16 protein-coding genes are annotated in these 21038 nt (G+C 46.6%); 4 read left to right on the forward strand and 12 right to left on the reverse strand.

Annotated features, from left to right (window positions below; translation table 11 throughout):
• Window positions 1-294: 294 nt before the first annotated feature.
• Together EZE20_RS01195 and EZE20_RS01200 are read right to left on the reverse strand one after the other, a co-directional pair.
• On the reverse strand, window positions 295-705 hold the full coding sequence (locus EZE20_RS01195; protein ID WP_132113630.1) for a GxxExxY protein: 411 nt from the start codon (window positions 703-705) through the stop codon (window positions 295-297).
• A 240-nt stretch (window positions 706-945) separates the two neighbouring features.
• Window positions 946-1176, reverse strand: a complete 231-nt coding sequence (locus EZE20_RS01200; RefSeq protein WP_132113632.1) for a hypothetical protein — start codon at window positions 1174-1176, stop codon at window positions 946-948.
• A gap of 188 nt (window positions 1177-1364) precedes the next feature.
• Between EZE20_RS01200 and EZE20_RS01205 the strand changes: the two genes are divergently transcribed.
• Window positions 1365-1823, forward strand: a complete 459-nt coding sequence (locus EZE20_RS01205; RefSeq protein ID WP_132113634.1) for a MaoC family dehydratase — start codon at window positions 1365-1367, stop codon at window positions 1821-1823.
• 28 nt (window positions 1824-1851) lie between these two features.
• Entirely contained in the window at window positions 1852-2589 is a 738-nt protein-coding gene (gene fabG, locus EZE20_RS01210; RefSeq protein ID WP_132113636.1) for a 3-oxoacyl-[acyl-carrier-protein] reductase, read from the forward strand.
• Between the two features lie 205 nt (window positions 2590-2794).
• Here fabG and EZE20_RS01215 read toward each other — a convergent pair whose 3' ends face one another.
• Window positions 2795-3796: a hypothetical protein gene (locus EZE20_RS01215; protein WP_228713487.1), complete on the reverse strand. Its 1002-nt coding sequence runs from the start codon at window positions 3794-3796 to the stop codon at window positions 2795-2797.
• Between the two features lie 121 nt (window positions 3797-3917).
• Between EZE20_RS01215 and EZE20_RS01220 the strand changes: the two genes are divergently transcribed.
• The gene (locus EZE20_RS01220) at window positions 3918-5672 is read left to right on the forward strand and encodes a DUF4153 domain-containing protein (protein ID WP_132113638.1); all 1755 of its coding nucleotides are present in this window, start codon (window positions 3918-3920) and stop codon (window positions 5670-5672) included.
• A gap of 138 nt (window positions 5673-5810) precedes the next feature.
• On the forward strand, window positions 5811-6815 hold the full coding sequence (locus tag EZE20_RS01225) for a polysaccharide deacetylase family protein (RefSeq protein WP_132113640.1): 1005 nt from the start codon (window positions 5811-5813) through the stop codon (window positions 6813-6815).
• Between the two features lie 71 nt (window positions 6816-6886).
• Here EZE20_RS01225 and lon read toward each other — a convergent pair whose 3' ends face one another.
• The 9 genes from lon to EZE20_RS01270 all read right to left on the reverse strand — a co-directional run bounded on the left by lon (window position 6887) and on the right by EZE20_RS01270 (window position 21021).
• Window positions 6887-9370 carry an endopeptidase La gene (gene lon, locus EZE20_RS01230; protein WP_228713488.1) on the reverse strand — a complete coding sequence of 828 codons (2484 nt, stop codon included), beginning with the start codon at window positions 9368-9370 and terminating at the stop codon, window positions 6887-6889.
• Between the two features lie 173 nt (window positions 9371-9543).
• Window positions 9544-10023 (reverse strand): DUF6702 family protein, encoded by a 480-nt coding sequence (locus EZE20_RS01235; protein WP_132113644.1) that lies wholly within the window; start codon window positions 10021-10023, stop codon window positions 9544-9546.
• Window positions 10024-10058: 35 nt separating this feature from the next.
• Entirely contained in the window at window positions 10059-11378 is a 1320-nt protein-coding gene (gene rseP / locus EZE20_RS01240) for an RIP metalloprotease RseP (RefSeq protein ID WP_132113646.1), read from the reverse strand.
• A gap of 95 nt (window positions 11379-11473) precedes the next feature.
• A complete protein-coding gene (locus EZE20_RS01245) occupies window positions 11474-12781 on the reverse strand; it encodes a flavin-containing monooxygenase (RefSeq protein WP_132113648.1) in 1308 nt (435 codons plus the stop codon).
• Between the two features lie 54 nt (window positions 12782-12835).
• The gene (locus EZE20_RS01250; RefSeq protein WP_132113650.1) at window positions 12836-13738 is read right to left on the reverse strand and encodes an SGNH/GDSL hydrolase family protein; all 903 of its coding nucleotides are present in this window, start codon (window positions 13736-13738) and stop codon (window positions 12836-12838) included.
• Between the two features lie 290 nt (window positions 13739-14028).
• A complete protein-coding gene (locus EZE20_RS01255; RefSeq protein WP_132113652.1) occupies window positions 14029-14577 on the reverse strand; it encodes a hypothetical protein in 549 nt (182 codons plus the stop codon).
• 85 nt (window positions 14578-14662) lie between these two features.
• The gene (locus EZE20_RS01260; RefSeq protein WP_228713489.1) at window positions 14663-16408 is read right to left on the reverse strand and encodes an Ig-like domain repeat protein; all 1746 of its coding nucleotides are present in this window, start codon (window positions 16406-16408) and stop codon (window positions 14663-14665) included.
• A 110-nt stretch (window positions 16409-16518) separates the two neighbouring features.
• The gene (locus EZE20_RS01265; protein WP_132113654.1) at window positions 16519-19317 is read right to left on the reverse strand and encodes a TonB-dependent receptor; all 2799 of its coding nucleotides are present in this window, start codon (window positions 19315-19317) and stop codon (window positions 16519-16521) included.
• 222 nt (window positions 19318-19539) lie between these two features.
• Window positions 19540-21021 carry a M14 family zinc carboxypeptidase gene (locus EZE20_RS01270; protein WP_132113656.1) on the reverse strand — a complete coding sequence of 494 codons (1482 nt, stop codon included), beginning with the start codon at window positions 21019-21021 and terminating at the stop codon, window positions 19540-19542.
• Between the last annotated feature and the right edge of the window lie 17 nt (window positions 21022-21038).

Genomic DNA, 21038 nt, shown 5'->3' on the forward strand with positions numbered 1-21038 from the left:
TGGAAGTTTTTTGGAACCACATAGTAGCATAAAACATAGCGTTTGCGCTATTGTGACCTATGTGTCTATGTGGTGGATGTTTTTTGGAACCACATAGTAACATAGAAAACATAGATTTTTGCGCTATTGTGACCTATGTGCCTATGTGGTGGAAGTTTTTTAAACCACATAGTAGCATAGAAAACATAGGGTTTGCGCTATTGTGACCTATGTGGTAGAAGTTTTATGAACCACATAGTAACATAGAAAACATAGGGTTTGCGCTATTGTGCGCTATGTGGTGAAAAGAAAAAGTCAACCCTCAGGCAAGGCTCTAAACAATTCAGTTACAAAAGTCCTTTGTCCATCTTTGAAGAGATTCACGCAATTAAAATTGATAAGTATGCCTTTGGGGGCATTGAGTAGTTTCATGTAGGTCATTAATTGAGCCTGGTGAATTGGCAAAATACCTTCAACCGATTTAAGCTCTATTGGCAAACAGTTTTCTACGAATAAATCACACCGCAACTCTGCTTCAATATCAATGCCTTTGTAATGAACAGGCACTAACATCTCGGATTTAAAAGCAATTTTTCGTAGAAAAAGCTCGTGTTTTAGACATTTATGATAAACGCTTTCGAATAAACCTGGTCCGAGAGCTTTATGAACTTCTATTGCGGCACCTACTACCGAGTAGGTCAGTTCGTTAAAGTATTTTTTTGTCATACATTTTATTTCTTAAACATATAAGAGATATATGTCTGCTAAACATAGCCAAAAGTCAGAGGAATAAAACAATTGTTAGTAGTAGAAAATCCACATTTTTCACCTTTTACTTCCTTCAAAAAAGCAACTAATATAAAGCCTACATGACCAATTATTCAAAATTTTCAGTTTTGATATGCACCCTCTTGTAAATAACTGTTTGTCAGTAATTTATCTACAATTTCAATCTTCTTTCTCTCCTCAAAAAGAAAAACTTACACCCGCCAAAAGGATGCGTGGCTGCAGATACTGCACCTGCTGACCCACAAGAATATCTGAAATTTCAGTTTGGAAAATGGCCTTTTCATTAGCCAAATTGTTCAGCCATACGTTGTACGTCCAGCGGCTTTTGTTCGGCGAGTAGCTCCACTGTGCATTCAGAAGCATTGAGGTAGCAGCTGTGGCAAGTTCTTTTTCGGGGAGGATCGACATCGGAATCAGGTATATTTAAAGGAGTAAATAGAGTCTTTAAATATAGACGTTTTTCCATGAATGAGTCACTTCTGTTAGAGTATATATTTTAGCCTTGCAAAGCGTACAAATTGCAGCGAGGATTTAAAAGAAATAACTAACTTTCCCATTCGTCAATCCATCAAAAAAAGCTAAAAACCTTTCAATTCATGAAAACTTTTGAAACCCTTGCTGAATTCTGCGAACAGGTCGGTCAGGAAATTGGCGTGAGTGCCTGGGAAACGATTTCGCAGGCGCAAATTAACGCCTTCGCAGACGCTACCGGAGATCATCAATGGATTCACATCGACCCCGACAAAGCCGCTACCGACTCGCCCTTCAAAACCACAATTGCCCACGGTTTTCTGACGCTTTCGCTTGCCCCTAAGCTCATGGCTGAGGTCTACGAAATTCGTTCCGTAAAAATGGGCGTCAACTACGGGGCCAATAAAGTTCGCTTCACGAGCCCGGTGCCGGCGGGTAGTCGGGTCAGGATGCGGATGACGTTGCTTTCCACGGAGCCACAGGCGCCAAACGGTATTCGGGCCACGGCAGCCTGTGTGTTTGAACTGGAAGCTCATGAAAAACCCGCCTGCGTAGCGGAACTCGTAACACTGCTTTTTGAATAAATTAACCCCCTATCTTAACTATTTATTTATGAATCGATTACAAGACAAAATAGCGATTATAACCGGCGGAGCCCGGGGCATTGGCAAGGCTACGGCCCTACGTTTTGTGCAGGAAGGCGCCAAAGTAATTCTGTGGGATATGCTCGCCGCTGGTGAAGAAACCGCCCGTGAACTACGCGAGCAGGGCTACGTGGCCGACTACATGCAGGTAAGCGTAACCGATGTAGCCGCTTTGGAAGCTGCCACGAAGTCGGTCATCGATACCTACGGGCGCATTGATATTCTGGTCAACAACGCGGGCATCACGCGGGATCGTTCGTTGCTCAAAATGTCGCATGAAGAATGGAATCAGGTGCTCGATGTGAACCTAACAGGCGTTTTTAACTGCACCAAAGTGGTGGTTCCGCAGATGGTAGCGCAGGCCTGGGGGCGCATTATCTGTACGTCGTCGGTGGTGGGTATTACGGGTAATTTCGGCCAAACCAATTACTCAGCGACGAAGGCCGCGATCATCGGAATGGTGAAAACCTGGGCGAAGGAATTGGGCAAATACAACATTACGGCCAACGCCGTGGCCCCGGGTTTTATATTGACCGACATGACGGATCAAATCCCGGAAGAGGTTCGTAATCAGACCATTGCCGGTATTCCTTTGAGACGCATGGGCCTGCCCGACGACATCGCAAATGCCTATTTGTATTTGGCTTCTGACGAAGCATCGTACGTCAATGGACATACGTTGAGCGTCAATGGCGGCGTTGCCTGAAAGGAATTAATGTAGCTGTTAGCTTTTAGGTTATTAGCTACTATTCGTGTATATAACTCATAATCAATTAATTATGCTATCAATTGATAGTCAGTTAATGATAACTAATTTTCGCAAAAATTTATTACAATAACCTGAAAATCAAGTAGATAAAAAAGCTAACAGCCGGGCGGCGTTCCGCTAATCGTTAAATGCTCATAGCTACCTACCAATTAATAATACCTTTTTCGCCCAGACCCAGTTTCCCCATAAACTTGGATGAAAACTTGGAGCGAGACGTCAGATAGCGCACACTCACGCCTACGTAGGGCGTAGCCGGAGGAGCGGTTGAGGTCAGATTTTCGCGGGCGCTGTTGAAGGTTCGCAGCTGCCGAAATCCGGCTAAACCTGCCTCCACGGATACATTGAACACCGAGAGCGCGTGTACGTTGGCAGCAAGGCCGAGCTTTACGTGCTGATAGTTTTGCCGCCGGAGAAGCTTTTCTTCGGCGGTTTGTACCTGAAATCCACCGCTGTACCCGCTGACGCCCGCCAGCATATCTACGCTAAACCATTTGGTGGGATGGTAGTTGGCCGTAGCCATAAACGGCAGCAAAGCCGTAACCCGCCACTGCTTGCCCAACCGCTGATTGATGCCGAAAATGGGAATAAACCGAAGTTTTTGGTTATAAGCCAAAATAGAACCGTAGGCAATTTGACTCCTCAGGCCAATGATCCGCATGCGGGCACCGCCGCCCCAAAAGAAAGGTTGAGGCGTAAAAAACGTCTCGTTCGACTCCGTGACGCCCAACGCTGCTCCATATACCCACAGCTTGTCTTTCACGCTTGCCTGCATCCGAATGGCACCCACAGAAATGGTTTTGTAGCCATTGTCAGGAAATTTGGTTCCGTCAAATGTGGGCTGAATCTGCGTAAACTGACCGATCATGACCGTGTGGACGGCACGCAAATCAAATTTTTTACGAAAACTGAATCCGGCCTGAACTTCACTTTGTATCGGAATAATGCCCAAACCACTCGTACGCGTCAGGCCAAATTCCTGACTTCCAGCCGCCTGACCCGGCACAACGTAGTCGGCCCGAAGGGTAACATTGGGATAAAAAAGCCGACTCAGACCCAATTGCTGCGCATGTACAGAAAGCAGGCAGGTTAGGCCAAAGAAAAGTAACAGAAAAGATGTAATTTTCATGCGGGAGATCGTTGCCATTTGAAGTAGCCAATAAACGACAAAAATACGCAGCTATTGCCCATTTCCCGGTTGCTTTTGTTACAAATCGTCGTCCGCTGATTCCAAACGCACGTTTAAGTTTTTAAAACCACATCCATCTATGCTTCGTTTGCCGTCTGTTAAAAATCTTATGCTGGGCCTCCAACAAGTATTGACTCGTTTTCCGTGGGTCGTATTTGCCGCAGCTCTGAAAGTTTCAGCTGTAATTTTCCTGGTTGAAAATTCCGTAAAACACGAATTTTACTTCCTTTTTGTACGGTTGACGCTGCTGTTATTTCTGGCCATTCCTCTTTTTCTGAGTCTCACGCTTGTGGCGGAGCGACGGCAGTGGAAAGCCGCATATCAGATCCTGGCCGGGCTCGGAATAGTGGCGCTGCTGGTGCTATTTTTTATGACCATGGAACCAACGCCCATTCAGCGCGACTACTACCGATTTGGCATGTTTCTGGTATGTGCGCATCTGCTGGTATCTTTTGCACCATTTATTGGTTTTGATGAGCCTAATGGTTTCTGGCAATTTAACAAAACCATGCTCCTGCAATTTCTCACCGCTACGCTCTACGCCGGAACGCTCTTTCTTGGGCTCATCATTGCCATTGAAACGGTACGTTTTCTGTTTGATGTGCCTTTTTCATCAACCTTTGAACTGAACCTATTTTTGATAATTGCAGGATTTTTTCACACGATTTTCTTCCTCAATGGTTTTCCGGCCCGGCTCGAAACTCTGGAAAATCAGACTACTTATTCGAAAAGTGTCAAGCTTTTTACGCAATATGTACTTCTACCGCTGGAAGTAATTTACCTGATTATCCTGTACGTATATTTCGGTAAAATCCTGGTTCAGTGGCAGTTGCCGCAGGGCGGTGTGGCCTACCTGGTCATGGCGTTTTCGGTAGCGGGTATTCTGGCGCTTTTGTTACTATTTCCGCTGCGCAATCAGGCCGAAGAGCGCTGGATTCGCCTGTTTACAAGACGCTTTCATTTAGCGCTTTTTCCATTAATTATCCTGCTCTTTGTGGCCATCTTTCGGCGTATAAACGACTACGGTATCACCGAAAACCGCTATTTGGTAGCAGCACTTGCTGTTTGGCTGGCGGGAATTTCATTGTATCTTTTGTTTAGCAAAAAAGACGACATACGCTGGATTCCGCTGAGCTTATGCGTCGTTAGCTTTTTGCTGGCCGTTGGGCCGTGGAGCATTTTCAGCGTGTCACGGCGTCATCAGGCACAGCGTTTTGAAAAAATCTTAAAAGAGTATAATCTATTGAGTTTCTCACAAAATCGCAATGGAAAAATAGACCTAACCACGGAAAAATACGAACAGCTGATTTCAGGGATCCACTATTTCCGAAATCGCCGTGAACTGTCAACTCTTACGCCATTCTTTACCTCCTTACCAGCCAAAAGTCAAGAGGCCTTTACTGTCGCCAATGCCATGGAGGCGGAGCTGAGCGAGGTCGTGGACGTGAAAACTCCCGTTGAAAAAACTCAAACCTTTCAATACTATGGCCTGGCTGGTGCCGATCAGGAGGGTTTCACGATTGACATCAAGGGTTATAACTATCTATGGGGTGTGGAATTTAACGGGGAAGAATCATTTATTTCTAATGAATGGACCATTAAAACCACTGAAAAAGGGGCTTTGGTAACGGTTTTGTCTAAAGGTTCACCGGTAGTAGTTTGGAATGTAGCCGAACGCCTTGCCCAACTACAACCACAATATGGTGATTCGTCTTATGAGCTGACACCCGAGGAGCTGACTTTTTCACATACCGGGCTGAAATTGGTACTCAAAAATGCAAACAAGCAACGTGATATTTATAATTTTCAGGGCTTTCTACTACGAAAAAAGTAAGGCCGTCAGAAGCAATTTTTCAGGAGAAAAGATAGCCTTTTCACCTTTTTGAAGAGTATTTAGTAGAGGCAGGAAACAACTGTCTCACGAGCCACATCTATTTAATTTAAAACTCCATTTTCCCTAAATTTTAAGGTCATGATTCGTCTGTTTTCTTATTTCCTCGTTCTCGTTACGTGGTTTCCTGCCGTTCTGGCGCAGGGGCCAACGCCTACTTACGCCGAGCAGCTGGGTTTTCCGGCTGGCAAAAAAGTCATTATCATGCACGTGGACGACGTGGGGATGTCCTACGATTCCAACGAGGGTGCTATTCAGGCTATTCGTAACGGGGTGGCTACCTCTCTGAGCGTGATGATGCCCTGCGCCTGGGTGCCCGGCTTTGTGCATTATCTCAAACAAAACCCGGATCTTGACGCGGGCCTGCACCTCACAATGACTTCCGAGTGGAAAGATTACCGATGGGGACCGCTTGCCGGAAAACCAACCGTCAAAGGTCTGGTAGATACCGAAGGAGCGCTTTGGCCGAGTGTGGCTGACGTAGTAAAAAACGCTTCGCCTGATGAAGTTGAAACGGAGATTCGGGCGCAGCTCGAACGTGCCCGTACCATGGGTTTTGAACCTACGCACATGGACTCGCACATGGGAACGCTCTTTGCCACACCGGCTTTTCTACAACGATATATTAAGGTTGGAATAGAAGAAAAAATTCCGGTGATGTTTCCCGGTGGCCACAACACGGCGATTCGGGTAGACGAGCGTATGTCGGGCGATATGTACGCACTCACGCAGACCGTTGGAAAGCAGCTGTGGGCAGCGGGACTTCCCGTTCTCGACGACCTGCACAATGTCAGCTATGGCTGGAAACTCCCCGAAGATCCGGCACCGTCCAAAGAGAAATTGCAGGCCTTTAAAACTCAGAAATACATTGACGGCCTGGCGAGTCTGAAGCCCGGCCTCACGATGGTCATTATGCACTGTACGGATCCAACAGAGGTATTCCCGATTATTTCTGGCTCTACGCAAACCCGTGAGGGCGATTTACTCGCCATGATTGACCCAAAACTAAAAGCGTATATTGAAAAAGAAGGCATCATCCTGACCACTTTTCGGGAAGTCATGCAGCGGCGGCAGCGTGTAAAGTAAAAGTTTTAACCATAAAAAAAATGGGCGATACGGAATGTATCGCCCATTTTTTTTATGGATGTCTTACTATTTTATAAAACCGTCACCGACGTAAGTCCGGCAGATTCTTCTCTTTCCTTTTTCTCCTCCGGAAAAACAAACCGCATCGGATTGGAAACCGTTTCGGGAAGCAGCGCAGCGGCCAAAACCTCGTCAACCGTATCAACGTAGTGAAAGCTGAGGTCTTTTATATAATCGGCGTGCACCTCTTCTACGTCCTTGCGATTTTTTACACAAAGAATAATCTCTTTCACTCCCGCACGACGGGCCGCCAGAATTTTCTCTTTAATTCCGCCAACGGGCAGTACCTTTCCGCGCAGCGTTATTTCACCCGTCATGGCAATAAACGGCTTCACGCGACGCTGCGTAAAAATGGAGGCCATGCTTGTAAGCATCGTAATACCAGCCGAAGGTCCATCTTTGGGCACCGCTCCGGCAGGAACGTGCACGTGCAGATCGTAGTGATTAAAAATGCGGTAATCAACTCCCAGCCGCTCGGCATGCGCTTTCAGGTAAGAAAGAGCCGTTATGGCCGATTCTTTCATGACTTCGCCCAATTGACCCGACAGCGTCAAGCCACCTTTCCCACGGCTCAGGCTCGTTTCAATAAACAGAATTTCTCCACCAACCGATGTCCAGGCAAGGCCCGTTACAACTCCGGCCAGGTCGTTGTCCTGATATAAATCTTTGTCAAAAATTTCGCCTCCCAGAAATTTCTCAATATGGTTTTCTTTGATAGCCTTGATATATTCCTGATCCATCGCAATGGATTTGGCAATTTTTCGCAGAACAGTACCCACTTTCTGTTCCAGGTTTCGGACGCCGGATTCGCGGGTGTAGCCTTCAATAATTTTTTGAAGCGCTTTGTCTTCAATTTTTACATCATTTGCTTTCAACCCGTGCTCTTTGCGCTGCTTCGGAACGAGGTATTTCTTGGCTATCTGCAATTTTTCTTCCATCGTGTAGCCCGTCATCTCGATAATCTCCATGCGGTCACGCAGGGCGGGATGAATCGTGTCCAGTGCATTGGCCGTAGCTACAAACAGAACTCTTGACAAGTCGTATTCGACTTCCAGATAATTATCGGTAAAAGACGAATTTTGTTCAGGATCAAGTACTTCCAGCAAAGCAGAAGCCGGATCGCCGCGGTAGTCAGAGCTTACCTTGTCGATTTCGTCCAGAATAAAGACCGGGTTTGACGAACCGGCTTTTTTGATATGCTGAATAATTTTTCCGGGCATAGCGCCAATGTAGGTCTTGCGGTGTCCCCGAATTTCGGCTTCATCGTGTACGCCACCAAGGGCCATCCGGATATACTGCCGATTGAGCGATTTGGCTATTGATTTTCCGAGAGAGGTTTTGCCTACACCGGGAGGGCCATACAAGCACAGAATTGGCGCTTTCATGTTGTTTTTGAGCTTCAAAACGGCCAGATATTCCACGATCCGTTCCTTCACTTTTTCGAGGCCAAAGTGATCCGTATCCAGTATTTTCTGCGCACGAACCAGATCAAAGTTATCCTTTGTGTACTCGCTCCATGGCAAATCGGTCATCATTTCAAGGTAATTGAGCGTGACCGGGTACTCGGGAGCCATCGGATTGATCCGTTGCAACTTGTTGATTTCTTTATCAAAATGTTGCTGAACGCTTTGGGGCCATTTCTTGCCAAGCGCATTAATTCGCAAATCGTCCAGATCACGTTCGGGGCTATCAATGCCCAGTTCGTCATGCAGAACTTTGATTTGCTGACGCAGAAAATAATCCCGCTGCTGTTGGTCAATATCAGAGCTCGCTTTGGACTGAATCTCTCGTTTGAGTTCCAGCATTTCAATTTCGCGCATCATGTATTGCAGTAGCAAATTGGCCTGCTTATGACTATTGGGTTCTTCCAGCAATTTCTGTTTATCCCCAACTTCCACATTAATATTGGATGAAAGGAAATGAATCAAAAATACCGGGCTTTCGATATTGTCCAGCGCGATGCGTGCTTCCTGCGGAATCTCGGGATTCAGGCGCATGATGCGGTGGGCGCCGTCGCGAAGCGAATTTAGCAGCGCTTTCGATTCCTTACGATTGGCATAGGCAAAGGAGTCATCCATGCCTTCTATCTGCGCCGTGATGTACGGGTCTTCGCGAACGATCGATTTTATTTTGAAACGCTGTCTTCCCTGAACAATAATGGTGACGTTTCCATCCGGCAGCGTGATCATTTTCAGAATATGAGCCACGGTACCAACCTTATGCAGGTCTTCGGCGGTAGGGTCCTCCTTGTTTGGGCGTAACTGCGTAACCGCACCCATAATCCGCTGATTGACATCGGAATTGCGGTAGATTTTCTTTACCAGTCGAATGGCTTTTTGCCTGACAACTGTAACGGGTATTACCATTCCCGGAAACAGAACGGTCTGTCGGATTGGCAGAATGGGCAGTTCGTCAGGAAGGTCAAAGGGTTCGTCCACACCTTCCGGTCCACCGAGAGGTACAATTTCGAGGCTGTCTAGATCAGAATCTGACATTAGTAATCGACTATATAAGTCTGAGTTTTCAAAATTCATAGGCATTCTGTCAGTTTGACAGATATTCATTCCCAAAATACAAAAATATAAACATGTGCGGGGGTTCTATGCAGGTACAATACTTATGCCAGTCTGTACGTGTCAGTTTTTGGCTGTTTCCGATTTCGGCTATTTTACAAAGCCTGCACAGGCTTACCTTTTTTAAACAAATAAGTTTTTCGCTCGCTTCCCCACTTTGCATTGACCATATTTACCTGATCATCAAACACTTCCATTAGAAAATCATGCCGCATGACCCAACCCTCCGGATTGCCGGAAAAAGGGACTTCGAGGTAGATCCACGTGGCATCTGCCTCCTGTTCTTTTCCGATGAACTGAAACGGCTGAATCTGTCGGGCCGGGTTAGCCAAAGCAACATGTTTTTTGAGGTACTGTTCAATGTAAGGGCTATTTTGATCGCCATTTTGCAGTAAAAATCGCTTGTTATTATTGGCCAAAGATAGCCCCTTTTCCAAGTCGTCTGTAAAGGTACGAATACTTATTTCCAGCGTTTTTGACTCAGGACTGTACCGCAACTGCGTGACACTTACGTGGTACTCATGCCGAAATCTGACGGATGACAGCACGAGAAACAGGCCGAAACAAAGTAGCAACAGAGGTACGTTTATTCGTTTCCTTAGAAAATTCATTAGAATACTGCTTTCCAGACATCGTTAAAAATGGCAAAGGCCATGAGCCCCAATAGAAGCACCATTCCGACTTTCTGCGCATTTTCCAAAAAGCGATCGGAAGGTTTTCTTCCTGAAACAATTTCATACAGGAGGATCACCGAGTGGCCACCATCAAGTGCCGGAATTGGCAGGGCGTTCATGAAAGCCAATACCATCGACAGCAGGCCGGTCAGGAACCAAAACCGCCCCCAATCCCACACTCCGCCAAACATACGGGCAATCCCGATGGGACCGCTAAGCGCTTTGGATGCTGATACTTCGCCTCGGAAAATCTTTCCAAACCCTTTGATATTATTATATACTACTCCAAAAGCGTCTTTTGTACCTACCGCAGCAGCTTCCGGCAACGAATAACTTACAGTCGTATAGTTCAGTTCGCTTTTGGGATAAAATCCTATGGTACCTTCGGGCGTAATACTAACCGAAAGAGTTTGGGGTACGTTATTGCGAGTGATTGAGAATGGTACCGTCTTGCCTTGCAATGAATCCAACGCCTCCTGCAATTGGTGAAAAAAGGTAATGGGTATGCCATTGACAGCCGTTATGCGATCTCCGGTTTGGAGTCCGGCTTTTACCGCGGGCAGGCCCGGCACAAGTTCTCCAACTGTAAAGGGTTCCGCCGGGCGGATAAAATTCCCCCGTTGATCGGGTTCAGAAAGTTTTTCGATAAAGCTATTGGGAATATCAATGTCAACCTCTCCTTCTTCCGCACGTTGGACGGTGTAATAGCTATTGCTCCCCAGAAAAACATCAGAACTGACGGCTTCATCAAAATTTGTAAAGCTTTTTCCGTTGACGGCTACAATTTTATCACCCGTTTTGAGGCCAATTTCCTCGGCTAATTTTCCGGCCACAATCCCGTAGCGGTTCACTTCCTCCCGGGAAAGAAAACGGTCGCCGTTGTTATAGGCAATGACAATGAATATAAAAACTCCAACAACAATATTGACAAAAATTCCTCCCAACATCACTACCAATCGTTGCCAGGCGGGCTTGGAGCGAAACTCCCAGGGCTGAGGTTCCTGATTCATTTGATCGGTGTCCATAGACTCGTCAATCATCCCGGAGATTTTCACAAAACCTCCGAGCGGAATAGCGCCAAGGCCATATTCTGTTTCACCTTTTTGAATACTCCATATTTTGGGAGGGAAACCAATAAAGTACTTTTCGACCCGCATGCCAAACATTTTGGCGGCGACGAGGTGACCCAACTCGTGCAATCCAACTAAAATAGACAAGCCCAAAATGAGCTGTCCGGCCATTATCAAAATTTCCATGTAAGCTGTTATTGTAATTAAATGGGGGGTAATTTCACGAAATAATCCTTTTTCCTAACAAAAATTTAAACCGTAAAGTTACGCAAAAGGTGGTTCTATACCCTCATCTTTTTCATCTCGCGTTCAATACCGGCCTTGTAGGGGTAAAAGTCCACTTGTAACGTATGCCGGGGCGAAGGATTGTAGCGCTTCTGCACTTTTTTGGCATCCTGACTTATCTCCTGCTGCATCTGCTCCCGAGTGGGCAGGCGGCATTCACCCGAAATGAGCCGGGCAATCCATATTGCCTGCACTTCGGCCAAAGGCATAATGGCGCCTAAGGGCTGGATCAATCCCTGAAAAAACAGATTGGGGTAGTTGGGATGGACCACTTTCTTATACAACCGGATGTCGTTTTCTTCGCTATTAGTAAAAATAGGTTCTTTCAAAAAAGGAAACGAGATTTTATAACCTGTTGCATACACAATCTGATCATACGCTGCATGCGAACCGTCTTCAAAATACACTTCTTTTTCCTGAAATGCTTTGATGTTTGGCTTAAATTCTATGAGCCCCCGGCCGGCAAGCGTCAGTAAATCCTGTGAGAGCGTCGGATGTTCGCTCAGAATCGGTCGTTGTGGTGTAGGCACACCGTAGGCCTCCTGATTGCCCCGGGCAAGAAATAGGGTAGTTTTGAGCAGTAGCCGCTGCATGAACAGTGGCAAACGAGCCGTCAGGGGATTGGCAAGGCTGTCCAGCGGTTTACCCATGATCCAGTTGGGGACAATATATGCGCCACTCCGGCTACTGATTGTCACACGGCCCTTATGCAGCCGGGCGACCTCGCAGGCGATATCCACGGCTGAGTTTCCAATACCTACTAGTAGGAGGTCCTTCCCCTGAATTTGCTCCGGCACGCGGTAATGATGCGAATGAAGTACATCGCCGGTAAATAATCCCGGGAAGGGCGGATCCGGATACCGGGGGTTCCAGTGGTGGCCATTTGCTACAATTACGTAGTCGTACAGGTACTGATCACCCTGATCGGTACGAACAAGCCACCGTCCATCGGGCTGATGCAACAGCTCTTCCACAGAAGTTTGGAAACGAATCAGTTTTCGCAGCCCAAAATGATCGACGTAGTTGTCGAAGTACTGAATGATTTGTGAGTGATGCGGAAACATCGGCAATCCTCGGGGTAGCGGGTAATCGCTATATCCCATGATGTCCCGATTGGTGTTGATGTGTAAGGAATTATAGGCCGATGACCGTCCGTTATCGTTGTTATAGCGCCAGTTTCCTCCAATTTGTGATCCTTTTTCAAAGCAATCAAAGGAAATCCCGTATTCTTTCAGCGTTTTGGCTGCTGAAATACCCGACGCCCCGGCTCCTACTATGCATACTTTTTTTTCTTCATGTTCCATTGTGTTCTTTCGTAAGAGGGGGAATTCTATTTCTTTCTTGCCGTACTTTCTGCGTTACAAGCTGGAAGTTTGGCTGTTGGCCTCCTCGGTTTCAAAAACCGGCTGAGATTCTCCGGTCAAAAATCGTTCCACTTCTGTGGCAACAATCGCCGCTCCTCGGGTGGTAAAGTGGAGATTATCGTGTGTGAGGTCGTTGCCATGTATCTGAGCAATGCTGTTCCAACTTTGGCCGAGCAAGTAATGCCTGACCATCGAAATACTAATCAACGACCTTGTCTTGTGAAAACCATGCCTGATAGTTTTGGGATTTTGTAACAAAAATGCTTTCATCACCTCCCGGACGGGCAGGTAAGTCAAGCCCTTTTCCCTCGCCAGTATTTTAACAAAATGGCTGTACCGATCAGCTAATTGATTGGCGGCGCAGGAACTATCTTCGCTCATGACCGGAATGGACAACAGCGCAATTTTAGCCGAAGTTTCGGTCATGAGCCGCTCCACTATTTGTTCATAATTCGCTTTAAAAGTGTCAATAGAAGGCCGTGTACCGGGACTCAGCCGACCGATTTTATAGTAGGTCTGCAAGTTGGCAGAATCGAGTATTGCATTGATATCGTTGGTGCCGATCAACAAGGTAATGTACTTTGGTTGCAGGCGAATAACCACTTCAAGGCGATTCAGAACAGTGTAGGTCAGGTCGCAGTTTCTGCCGGCATTATAAAAAAAATGAGACTTTCCCAGCCACCCTTCGAGCAAGGGCACATAGCTTTCACCCATGTTGCCATGCGTGAGGCTGTCGCCTACACATACTACAATGGTCTTGTGGGATGCCTGTGCCAGGGTGGAAGCATTTTTTCGGGGATAGTTTTTAGGATAATGATAGACCACCCTTGCCCTCAGCTTCCAATAAAAATAGAGTACAATCAGTATGAAAATACTGATCAGTATAAAACGCAACATGTATTTACTGTCAATTAACGTTGATTCTGTAAAAAGAAAAATTTGCACTGCTTTACCGTTTCATGAGGTGTATACATGCATCATCTATTTGCTAATGTACTCACAATCAAGCGCAGCTTGGGTACCGTATACAAAATATACGTTATAGACTTCATGTATGGTTTAAAAAAGCAGGAAAAGTTTGAAGGGGCAGGATTTTTTATACAAAAAAAACCGGAGACAAGAGGCCTCCGGCTTTTCGACAATCTGACACCAATTTTAAGAATCAGGGGTTCCTTTGGACCCTATAATTATTTTCGGCTAACCCATTCGTGGATGCCTGTATCGTAGACCAGCGTTGCATCCGGCCATTCGATATAATGTTTCATTTCGAGTAAATGTTCGACGTTTCCTTTGGCGATCATTTCTTTGAATATATACTTTCCTCGTTCCTGAATAACCGTCTTTTCTTTAAAATGAGGCGTACACCACATTTCTTCAAACCCGGTAGGCATCAAAGAACCGGGCTTCAATCGAAACCGTCCGCCTACCCCTCTTTGGTAGAGATTTCCTCCGCCAACGGGCCGGCTTACAAAGAAATAGTGGGTAGAATCCGGAGTTATGTAATAATTTTCGATGGTATACTTCGTGGCCTGATTTTGGTAAAACGCTCTGAATTTTTCATCAAAGCGGGTTTCGTTGGTAGCTCCGGGTGCATAGGCATGCATGTAGGTTACCATATTTGTCAATAAAGTATCTGCATCCTGGCCGGAAAAATAGGCCGAAACTTTATCGTCAGAAGCCCCACAGCCGGTGAGCCATGCGGCCAGTATAAAGAAAAAAAATATTTTGAATTTCATGAATAAAGGTGTCGGTGCACTGGAATTAAAATGTAGAAAAGAACCCGAAGGTTTCGGGTTCTTTTCTGTGAATGGCATTGGTATTTTAACGGTACGTTTGTGCCTGTGGGTTAAACTCAGCCCATCCGCTCGTCCAGTCGGTATCTTTGAAAGCTCCGATGTAATCAACGGCCTGGAAGAAAGCACCGGAAGGCGCTGCTCCACCTTTGGTCAAAGATTCCGCTGCGGCTGCGTCTACCAGGAAGTTAGGACTGTTGGTAAAAATGGCAGGATTCAGTCCAAGTGTTTTATAATCAGCTACAATCTTATTTCCTGGCTGAGCTATAAACCACTCAGACGGCTTTTGTGTACCGATTGTAATAGGCGCTGCCGGACTTGCGGTGTTTACGTCACGAACGGCAAAACCATTGGGGACACCTGCTCCGGCACCGAAGTTGTTGGAGCCCCAACCTACTACACCTGCCACAACCACGCGGTTCAGTACGAGCTCACCATTCGCAGCATGTGTTTGCGTAGAGCCACCGTCAATATAGATTCCATTGGGGTAACCAACTACCACGGTATTGTAAATTTTCAGTTTATTTGAGCGACGCAGGTGCATACCATTCTGGTAGTTATTGCTGATCTGAGTCGTAGGGTCAACTTTGGGTCCGATAATCGATACATTGGAAAACGTACCCGAAGTATAAGGCTCTACCAATAATCCTTGTCCGTTATTGTCTACTTCAAAGCCATTGGATCCTGACTGATCTGCCAGAAGATTTCCACGAACTGCTACTGCAAACTGAACATTTCCAGAATAGCCAAAATCAACGTCAAAACAGTCATCCCAACCTTTCCAGGCTACGAGGTACTTTCCGTCAACATTTCCACCAAACCACTCAAATGAGTCATCGTTTCCAAAAGAAGCCTGCAGGTATTCCATCTTGGTTCCTTTTCCTACCGAGCCAAATGTAAATGAGTTTACTTCCTGATTTGGGTTAATCGGTACACCAGCATATTCAACACGTACATATTTCAGAGATCCTGAGTTATCGTTGTCATCCGTACCACCGCTAAATCCGCCGTATCCGCCTTCCAGCTGAAACACGCCATTGGGCTGGTTGTTGCGAGCTTTTCCACAAATTACCAGTCCACCCCAATCGCCGGGCTCACGCTCACCAGGAGCACGCTCAGACGTCATAATAATAGGTTCTTCGAGAGTTCCTTCGGCAACAATCCGGCTACCGCGCTGTACGATCAGTGTTCCTTTGCTGGCACGATCGCCGATGATAATTGTGCCGGGCTGAATAGTAAGTACGCCTGTTTTGGTAGGTTGACCATCAATCGTAGGATCTTCGCCTACACGTACGTAGCCAATCAGCTTATAGATTTTATCTTTGGTCCAGGTTACGTTACCTTCCAGCACACCGGTAACGTCTACTATTTGTTTAGCCGGAACAGCCGAAATCGTTACGATTTGGGTCGCAAGTGTAGAAGCCTGATTCTGAGAATCTGTTGCCTGGAATGTAAAGGTAACGGTACTCCCCACGGGCAGATTTTCGATGACGTAATCTTTAGTATAGCTATCGGTGGTGGTTCCGGCGGGATAGGTTTTAGAATCCCAGGCCTGACCATTTTTCAGTACTGTCATAGACTGAATTCCTTCCGGGGCATTGACAGTAGCTGTAATCTGCACGGTTGCTCCTACGGTTCCCTGTGCGGCAGTTCCTGCCGTAATAGTCGGAGCCGGGCCTATTTCCTCATCTTCCTTACAGGAGTTAAGTACGAACAGAAACGACAGGGCCGTCATGACCAGGAGTCGGGCATTGATGTGTGTTAAAAACTTCATGGGTTTTACTGTTAAGTTAAATTACAATCTGACGTATATTAATTTACATGGACTATGTACACAAGAAAATTCAACCCCTCATCGACCGCCAGGCCACCCGACTACCGGGCTTATAAAATGCGGTACGAAAGCCCCAGCTGCACCGTACTGCCGGGCCGGAAACTTTGGATAATCTGATCGTTGCGGCGGTCAAACTTTCCGTCCAGATTTCCATCCTGCAACAACAAATTGGTTTGGTTCAGAATATCCGTTACACCCCCTTTTACTGACCAACGCTTGCCGATTCCTTTGGAGAAAGTAAGGTCAAGTACGTTGCGGGGCATTTCATAAATATCAGGATAGCCATCAAAGCCTACGGCAAAAATCCGTTTGCCAATCACGTTATACAGCGCATTTACCTGAAAATCGTGCTCCTGATCGTTGTAGTTCAAGCCGAGGTTAACAATGTAGGGCGACTGTCCCTGCAAGGGTCGGTTATCGGATTGTCCAACGGCCAGGCTGCCTCCCAAATCGACCTTGCTGTAAATAAGCGCCGTGTTGAAAAGCAAACTCATCCGGTCCATGAGGGTAGAACCGGTAAGACCGTTCAGGCTCTTTTTGATTTCAATTTCTACCCCGGCAGAAGTAGCCGCATTGGCATTTCCAAAATTGATATTTTTGATTCCCTGTGAGCCAGCCCCAGCATCGAACAGCGCTTCGATCGGATCTTTGAATCTTTTATAAAATCCGGCAACACTGATAACTTCTGCAGGCGTTGGGTAGAACTCATACCGGAGGTCGGCATTCTGAACAGTAGCCGTCCGCAACGTAGGATTTCCTGCATATACGATGTTATAATCAAAATCAAAAAAGGCAAACGGCGCCAATTCGCGGAATTCAGGACGATTGACGGTCATGCCGTAAGCGAAGCGAAGCAAACTTTTTTCGTTGAAGTTGTAGCTAACATTTGCCGAAGGCAACAGCTTACCCAATGGGTACGATACCGCAACCGGCTGTCCGTTTAGTAACGAGCTGTTCAGTGCCTGCGTGTTGTGCTCGTAGCGGGCACCGACAATGGCATTCAGTTTTTTGGTAAGTGGAATGTTGACTGACACATAACCCGCTCCAAGGGTATTGGTAGCATCGTAGGAGTCGTTCGGGTTGGTTTGCTCGTCAATACGGATTCCGTTGGTATTGTTGATATTTTGGGGTTGAAAAAGGTTAGTAACCGAGCCCAAAAGAATATCCTGACTTGTCGATAGTGTTCGTACATATCCCAGGTTCCGTGCACGGAACGCCCGATCTTTGGCTTCATAGAAAGCACCCGCTTTGAGTTCTATAAAATCTTCTCCGCGGAAAGCAATTTTCTGAGTCAGATTCAAACCACCCGTATAAGCATTTTCATCCATTCTCGACGAAAAACGTCCAAGAAAGAAAGCTACTGCCGAGCCTACGGGTACGTACAATTCCTTTCGTCCGGTGGCAGGATCTACGATGTCGGCCCGGTAGCGGCGGTAGTCGGGTTGCTCACGGTACGAATTATTGTAGCCCGCCACCCAGTCAATAGTTGTTGCTTTTCCAAACTGATGCTTGCCCGTAAGTTGTCCGGTGTAGATGCCCCGATACACCTGATCAAAGCTGTTGATATCTGCCGAGAAGTTTCCTTCAATATTTTGGCCCGTCCGGTTTACGTACGTTCCGATGCTATTTTGATTGTAGAGGTTTTTGAACTCAATAGAATGGTTCTCGTTAATTTTAACGGCCCAGTTGTGGATAATTCCTACGCGGATGTTACGGCTCGACCGGCGGTCGTCGTAGTCATACACTACCTGTTCCTCATTATTTACGTTAGCATTGAACTCTTTACGATCCACATTGAAAACTGTACGCGAATCACTATAATTTACAGCCGTTACGTTACCGATTTTGAGTTTTCCGAGATTCATACGGAAATTTCCGGTAAGCGCAAAACGCTGATCGGGCGTAGCCGTTTGGCTGGTAGCGTCCCAGTTATTGCGCAGCATACGTCCGGCCTGTTCGAGCTGAGCACCGGAAATATTTTTCAAACTTGCCGGAAAAAACTTCGGCAAATCCTGATAACCATTGTTGAAGCCTGTCCAATAATTGGGGCCGGTTTCGGCCTGGTCAAAATCTGAGAAGGTAGTTCCCTGCCGAAACGTCGTGCTGTAATCAAATACAATAGAGTTTTCGTTGGGGATATTTTTAGTAAATATCTTGACAATACCTCCCGCAAACTCACCGGGAAGCTCCGCTGCGGGGCTTTTATAAATGAGCAGGCGGTCAATTTGTCCACTTGGGATTATATCAAAAGAAAACGCCTTTACGTCCGTTTCCATACTTGGCGTAAAAGCGTTGTGCAGCATTACATTATTATAGCGCTGATTGAGACCGCGAATCGTGATGAAGCGATCGCCAACGATTGTAATCCCTGGCACACGCCTAACTACCTGTGACGCGTCGCGGTCGAGGGTGCGGGCAATTTGCTGTGCCGAAATTCCGCTCACAATTTGCTGAGCAGCCTTAATTTCCGAAATCATGGAAATCTCCGTGTTGGTTTCACGGGCCGCTACTACACGAACTTCTTCAAGAGTCGTAGATTCTTCCAGAAGTGCTGTGTTGACCTCCGTTATTTTGTCGGCCTGAACCTCCACATTGGCGATGGTTTCGGTGCGGTAGGAGACGAACGAAACTTCCAGGGAATATACACCCGCTGAAAGTTTGGGGAGAGTAAAGAATCCTTCTACGTCGGTAGAAGCGCCGGTAGTTGTACCAGCCACGCGCACCGTGGCGCCAATGAGAGCTTCCTGGGTTTTGGCATCTTTGATGGTTCCCCGGATGGTTCCTTGCTGTGCGTTTGCCTGATAGCCAAGGCTGCAAAGCAAAAAGAAAGAGATTAAAATGTGTTTCATGAATTGGGTGTCAGTAGTACTTTTTACGTCAGCAAAAGTACTCCGACAATGTTACCCCAATGTTAACCCAGGATTACGGATGAATTATTTAAAAGAAATCATAAACTCACTGATTTTCAGGCATTTGTAAAAAAGAGTGACACGAAATTAAATTTGCACACTAGCTTTGTACGCATAATTTTATAGCTGCAAGTTCAATGAAACACACATGATTATTTGGCATTATTCCACAATCCCATTTCCTTTTCTAGCAAAAGGTTTTTCAAGATCATACACAAAACCATTAACAACAATGTAACGGATTTTACCATTTTTCTTCAATAAAAAAGTGGCCGTTTCGCCCAGTTCAGGCGCACCCGCAGGAGCCGCGCCATTGCGCAAAATATGGAAAGGCTGAGCCGTAAAATAAACGCCCACCGTGCGGCGTGGCGCATCTGAGGCCAGTTTTAGAAACGTATACCCCTGCTGCCACAGCGAGATAGGGTTCAGTTTTGCCGCTTCACTGATTGACTTTATCAACGTAGGATATACTTTCCCCGACTCCATTACATAGCCCTCGCCGTTGAGCTCTTCCGAGCCGTAGTGGGTGGAAAGATCGCCGTATTCTTCTATTTTACTATACTGAAAAAACTGCGTGGCATTGGCATAATTCACTTCGTTTCGATTGATGCCAAGATCCGTCTGATAGGTTTTTCCACCTTTTTTCACCGTCACATTTCGCACCAAAAGATCAAACAGGTAGCGCCCATTTTCGGGAATCGTGTAATAATCCTCCCGATCTTCCTCTACAATAGAGCCGTCGGCCACGGCGGAAAGGCCTGAAAGTAAGGCTACAAAATTCAGTTTTCGGATGTACTGCTTTTCAGGATCGCCCACATAACCACCCGATTCGATCAGGATTAAGGTCGTGCCCCATTTCTGAATATTGTCTCCAAATGCCCTTGGCTCGTGCTCGTCGGTGTAGCGCGCCACCTGACCGGGAATCATCACCTGCAACAGACGATTCATGCGTACAATCATTTTCATGGATCTTTCGCGTACCGGGTTAATGGACCGCTCGTAGTCGTAGGCCGTGGCCAAAAACGAAATAGTAGCCACCCGCCCGCTTTGACCAGCCGAGTAGCGTGGGCTTTGGTCGTGCAGGTTAAAGCCGTACTCGGGTTTCAGGCTTTGCTGCAACTCTTTCAGAATGCGCCCTTCGGGAGTTTGCAGGTACAGCGCGTCGCGGTTCATATCAATGCCCTGCGCGGTGCGCCGCTGATAGCGCTCGGCTCCATCGGGGTTGAGCATCGGCACAAAGTAGAGCGTGGTGCTGTCGAGCAGTTGCTTGCGCAGCGCATCAAATCCATCGTTTGAAGCTTCCAGAAAATTCAGAATATCGAAAACCGCCATTGTTGCGGTGGGTTCGTCGCCGTGCATTTGGGTCCATAGCAGGGCGGTATGCGGGCCGTGGCCTACTTTCAGCATCGTGATGTCGCGGCCTTCATACGACTTCCCAACATTTTTGATTTCGTACATTGGATTCTGTAAACGACTGGCAATGAGTGCCTGTACATCCTTATGTTTGAAGCGACGGTGGGCAAGTGCAGTTTCGCGGAAAGAGTCGTGCGCCTCGTGAAGTGCCTGAGCCAATACAATCGGTTGAGCGGAAAGCATAGAATACGTAAGCTGAAAAATAAAAAACAAAGCCACTACCCTTTTCATGATCTTTATTTTAGAGT

The organism is Arundinibacter roseus (assembly GCF_004348825.1).
Taxonomy (GTDB): domain Bacteria; phylum Bacteroidota; class Bacteroidia; order Cytophagales; family Spirosomataceae; genus Arundinibacter; species Arundinibacter roseus.

What these genes read in the sequence shown, in the direction of transcription:
- EZE20_RS01200 (WP_132113632.1), bottom strand. Translation starts at nt 1,176, where the DNA reads ATGTCGATCCTCCCCGAAAAAGAACTTGCCACAGCTGCTACCTCAATG.
- EZE20_RS01260 (WP_228713489.1), bottom strand. Translation starts at nt 16,408, where the DNA reads ATGAAGTTTTTAACACACATCAATGCCCGACTCCTGGTCATGACGGCC.
- EZE20_RS01270 (WP_132113656.1), bottom strand. Translation starts at nt 21,021, where the DNA reads ATGAAAAGGGTAGTGGCTTTGTTTTTTATTTTTCAGCTTACGTATTCT.
- fabG (WP_132113636.1), top strand. Translation starts at nt 1,852, where the DNA reads ATGAATCGATTACAAGACAAAATAGCGATTATAACCGGCGGAGCCCGG.
- EZE20_RS01265 (WP_132113654.1), bottom strand. Translation starts at nt 19,317, where the DNA reads ATGAAACACATTTTAATCTCTTTCTTTTTGCTTTGCAGCCTTGGCTAT.
- EZE20_RS01195 (WP_132113630.1), bottom strand. Translation starts at nt 705, where the DNA reads ATGACAAAAAAATACTTTAACGAACTGACCTACTCGGTAGTAGGTGCC.
- EZE20_RS01215 (WP_228713487.1), bottom strand. Translation starts at nt 3,796, where the DNA reads ATGGCAACGATCTCCCGCATGAAAATTACATCTTTTCTGTTACTTTTC.
- EZE20_RS01205 (WP_132113634.1), top strand. Translation starts at nt 1,365, where the DNA reads ATGAAAACTTTTGAAACCCTTGCTGAATTCTGCGAACAGGTCGGTCAG.
- EZE20_RS01250 (WP_132113650.1), bottom strand. Translation starts at nt 13,738, where the DNA reads ATGTTGCGTTTTATACTGATCAGTATTTTCATACTGATTGTACTCTAT.
- EZE20_RS01255 (WP_132113652.1), bottom strand. Translation starts at nt 14,577, where the DNA reads ATGAAATTCAAAATATTTTTTTTCTTTATACTGGCCGCATGGCTCACC.
- EZE20_RS01220 (WP_132113638.1), top strand. Translation starts at nt 3,918, where the DNA reads ATGCTTCGTTTGCCGTCTGTTAAAAATCTTATGCTGGGCCTCCAACAA.
- lon (WP_228713488.1), bottom strand. Translation starts at nt 9,370, where the DNA reads ATGTCAGATTCTGATCTAGACAGCCTCGAAATTGTACCTCTCGGTGGA.
- rseP (WP_132113646.1), bottom strand. Translation starts at nt 11,378, where the DNA reads ATGGAAATTTTGATAATGGCCGGACAGCTCATTTTGGGCTTGTCTATT.
- EZE20_RS01245 (WP_132113648.1), bottom strand. Translation starts at nt 12,781, where the DNA reads ATGGAACATGAAGAAAAAAAAGTATGCATAGTAGGAGCCGGGGCGTCG.
- EZE20_RS01225 (WP_132113640.1), top strand. Translation starts at nt 5,811, where the DNA reads ATGATTCGTCTGTTTTCTTATTTCCTCGTTCTCGTTACGTGGTTTCCT.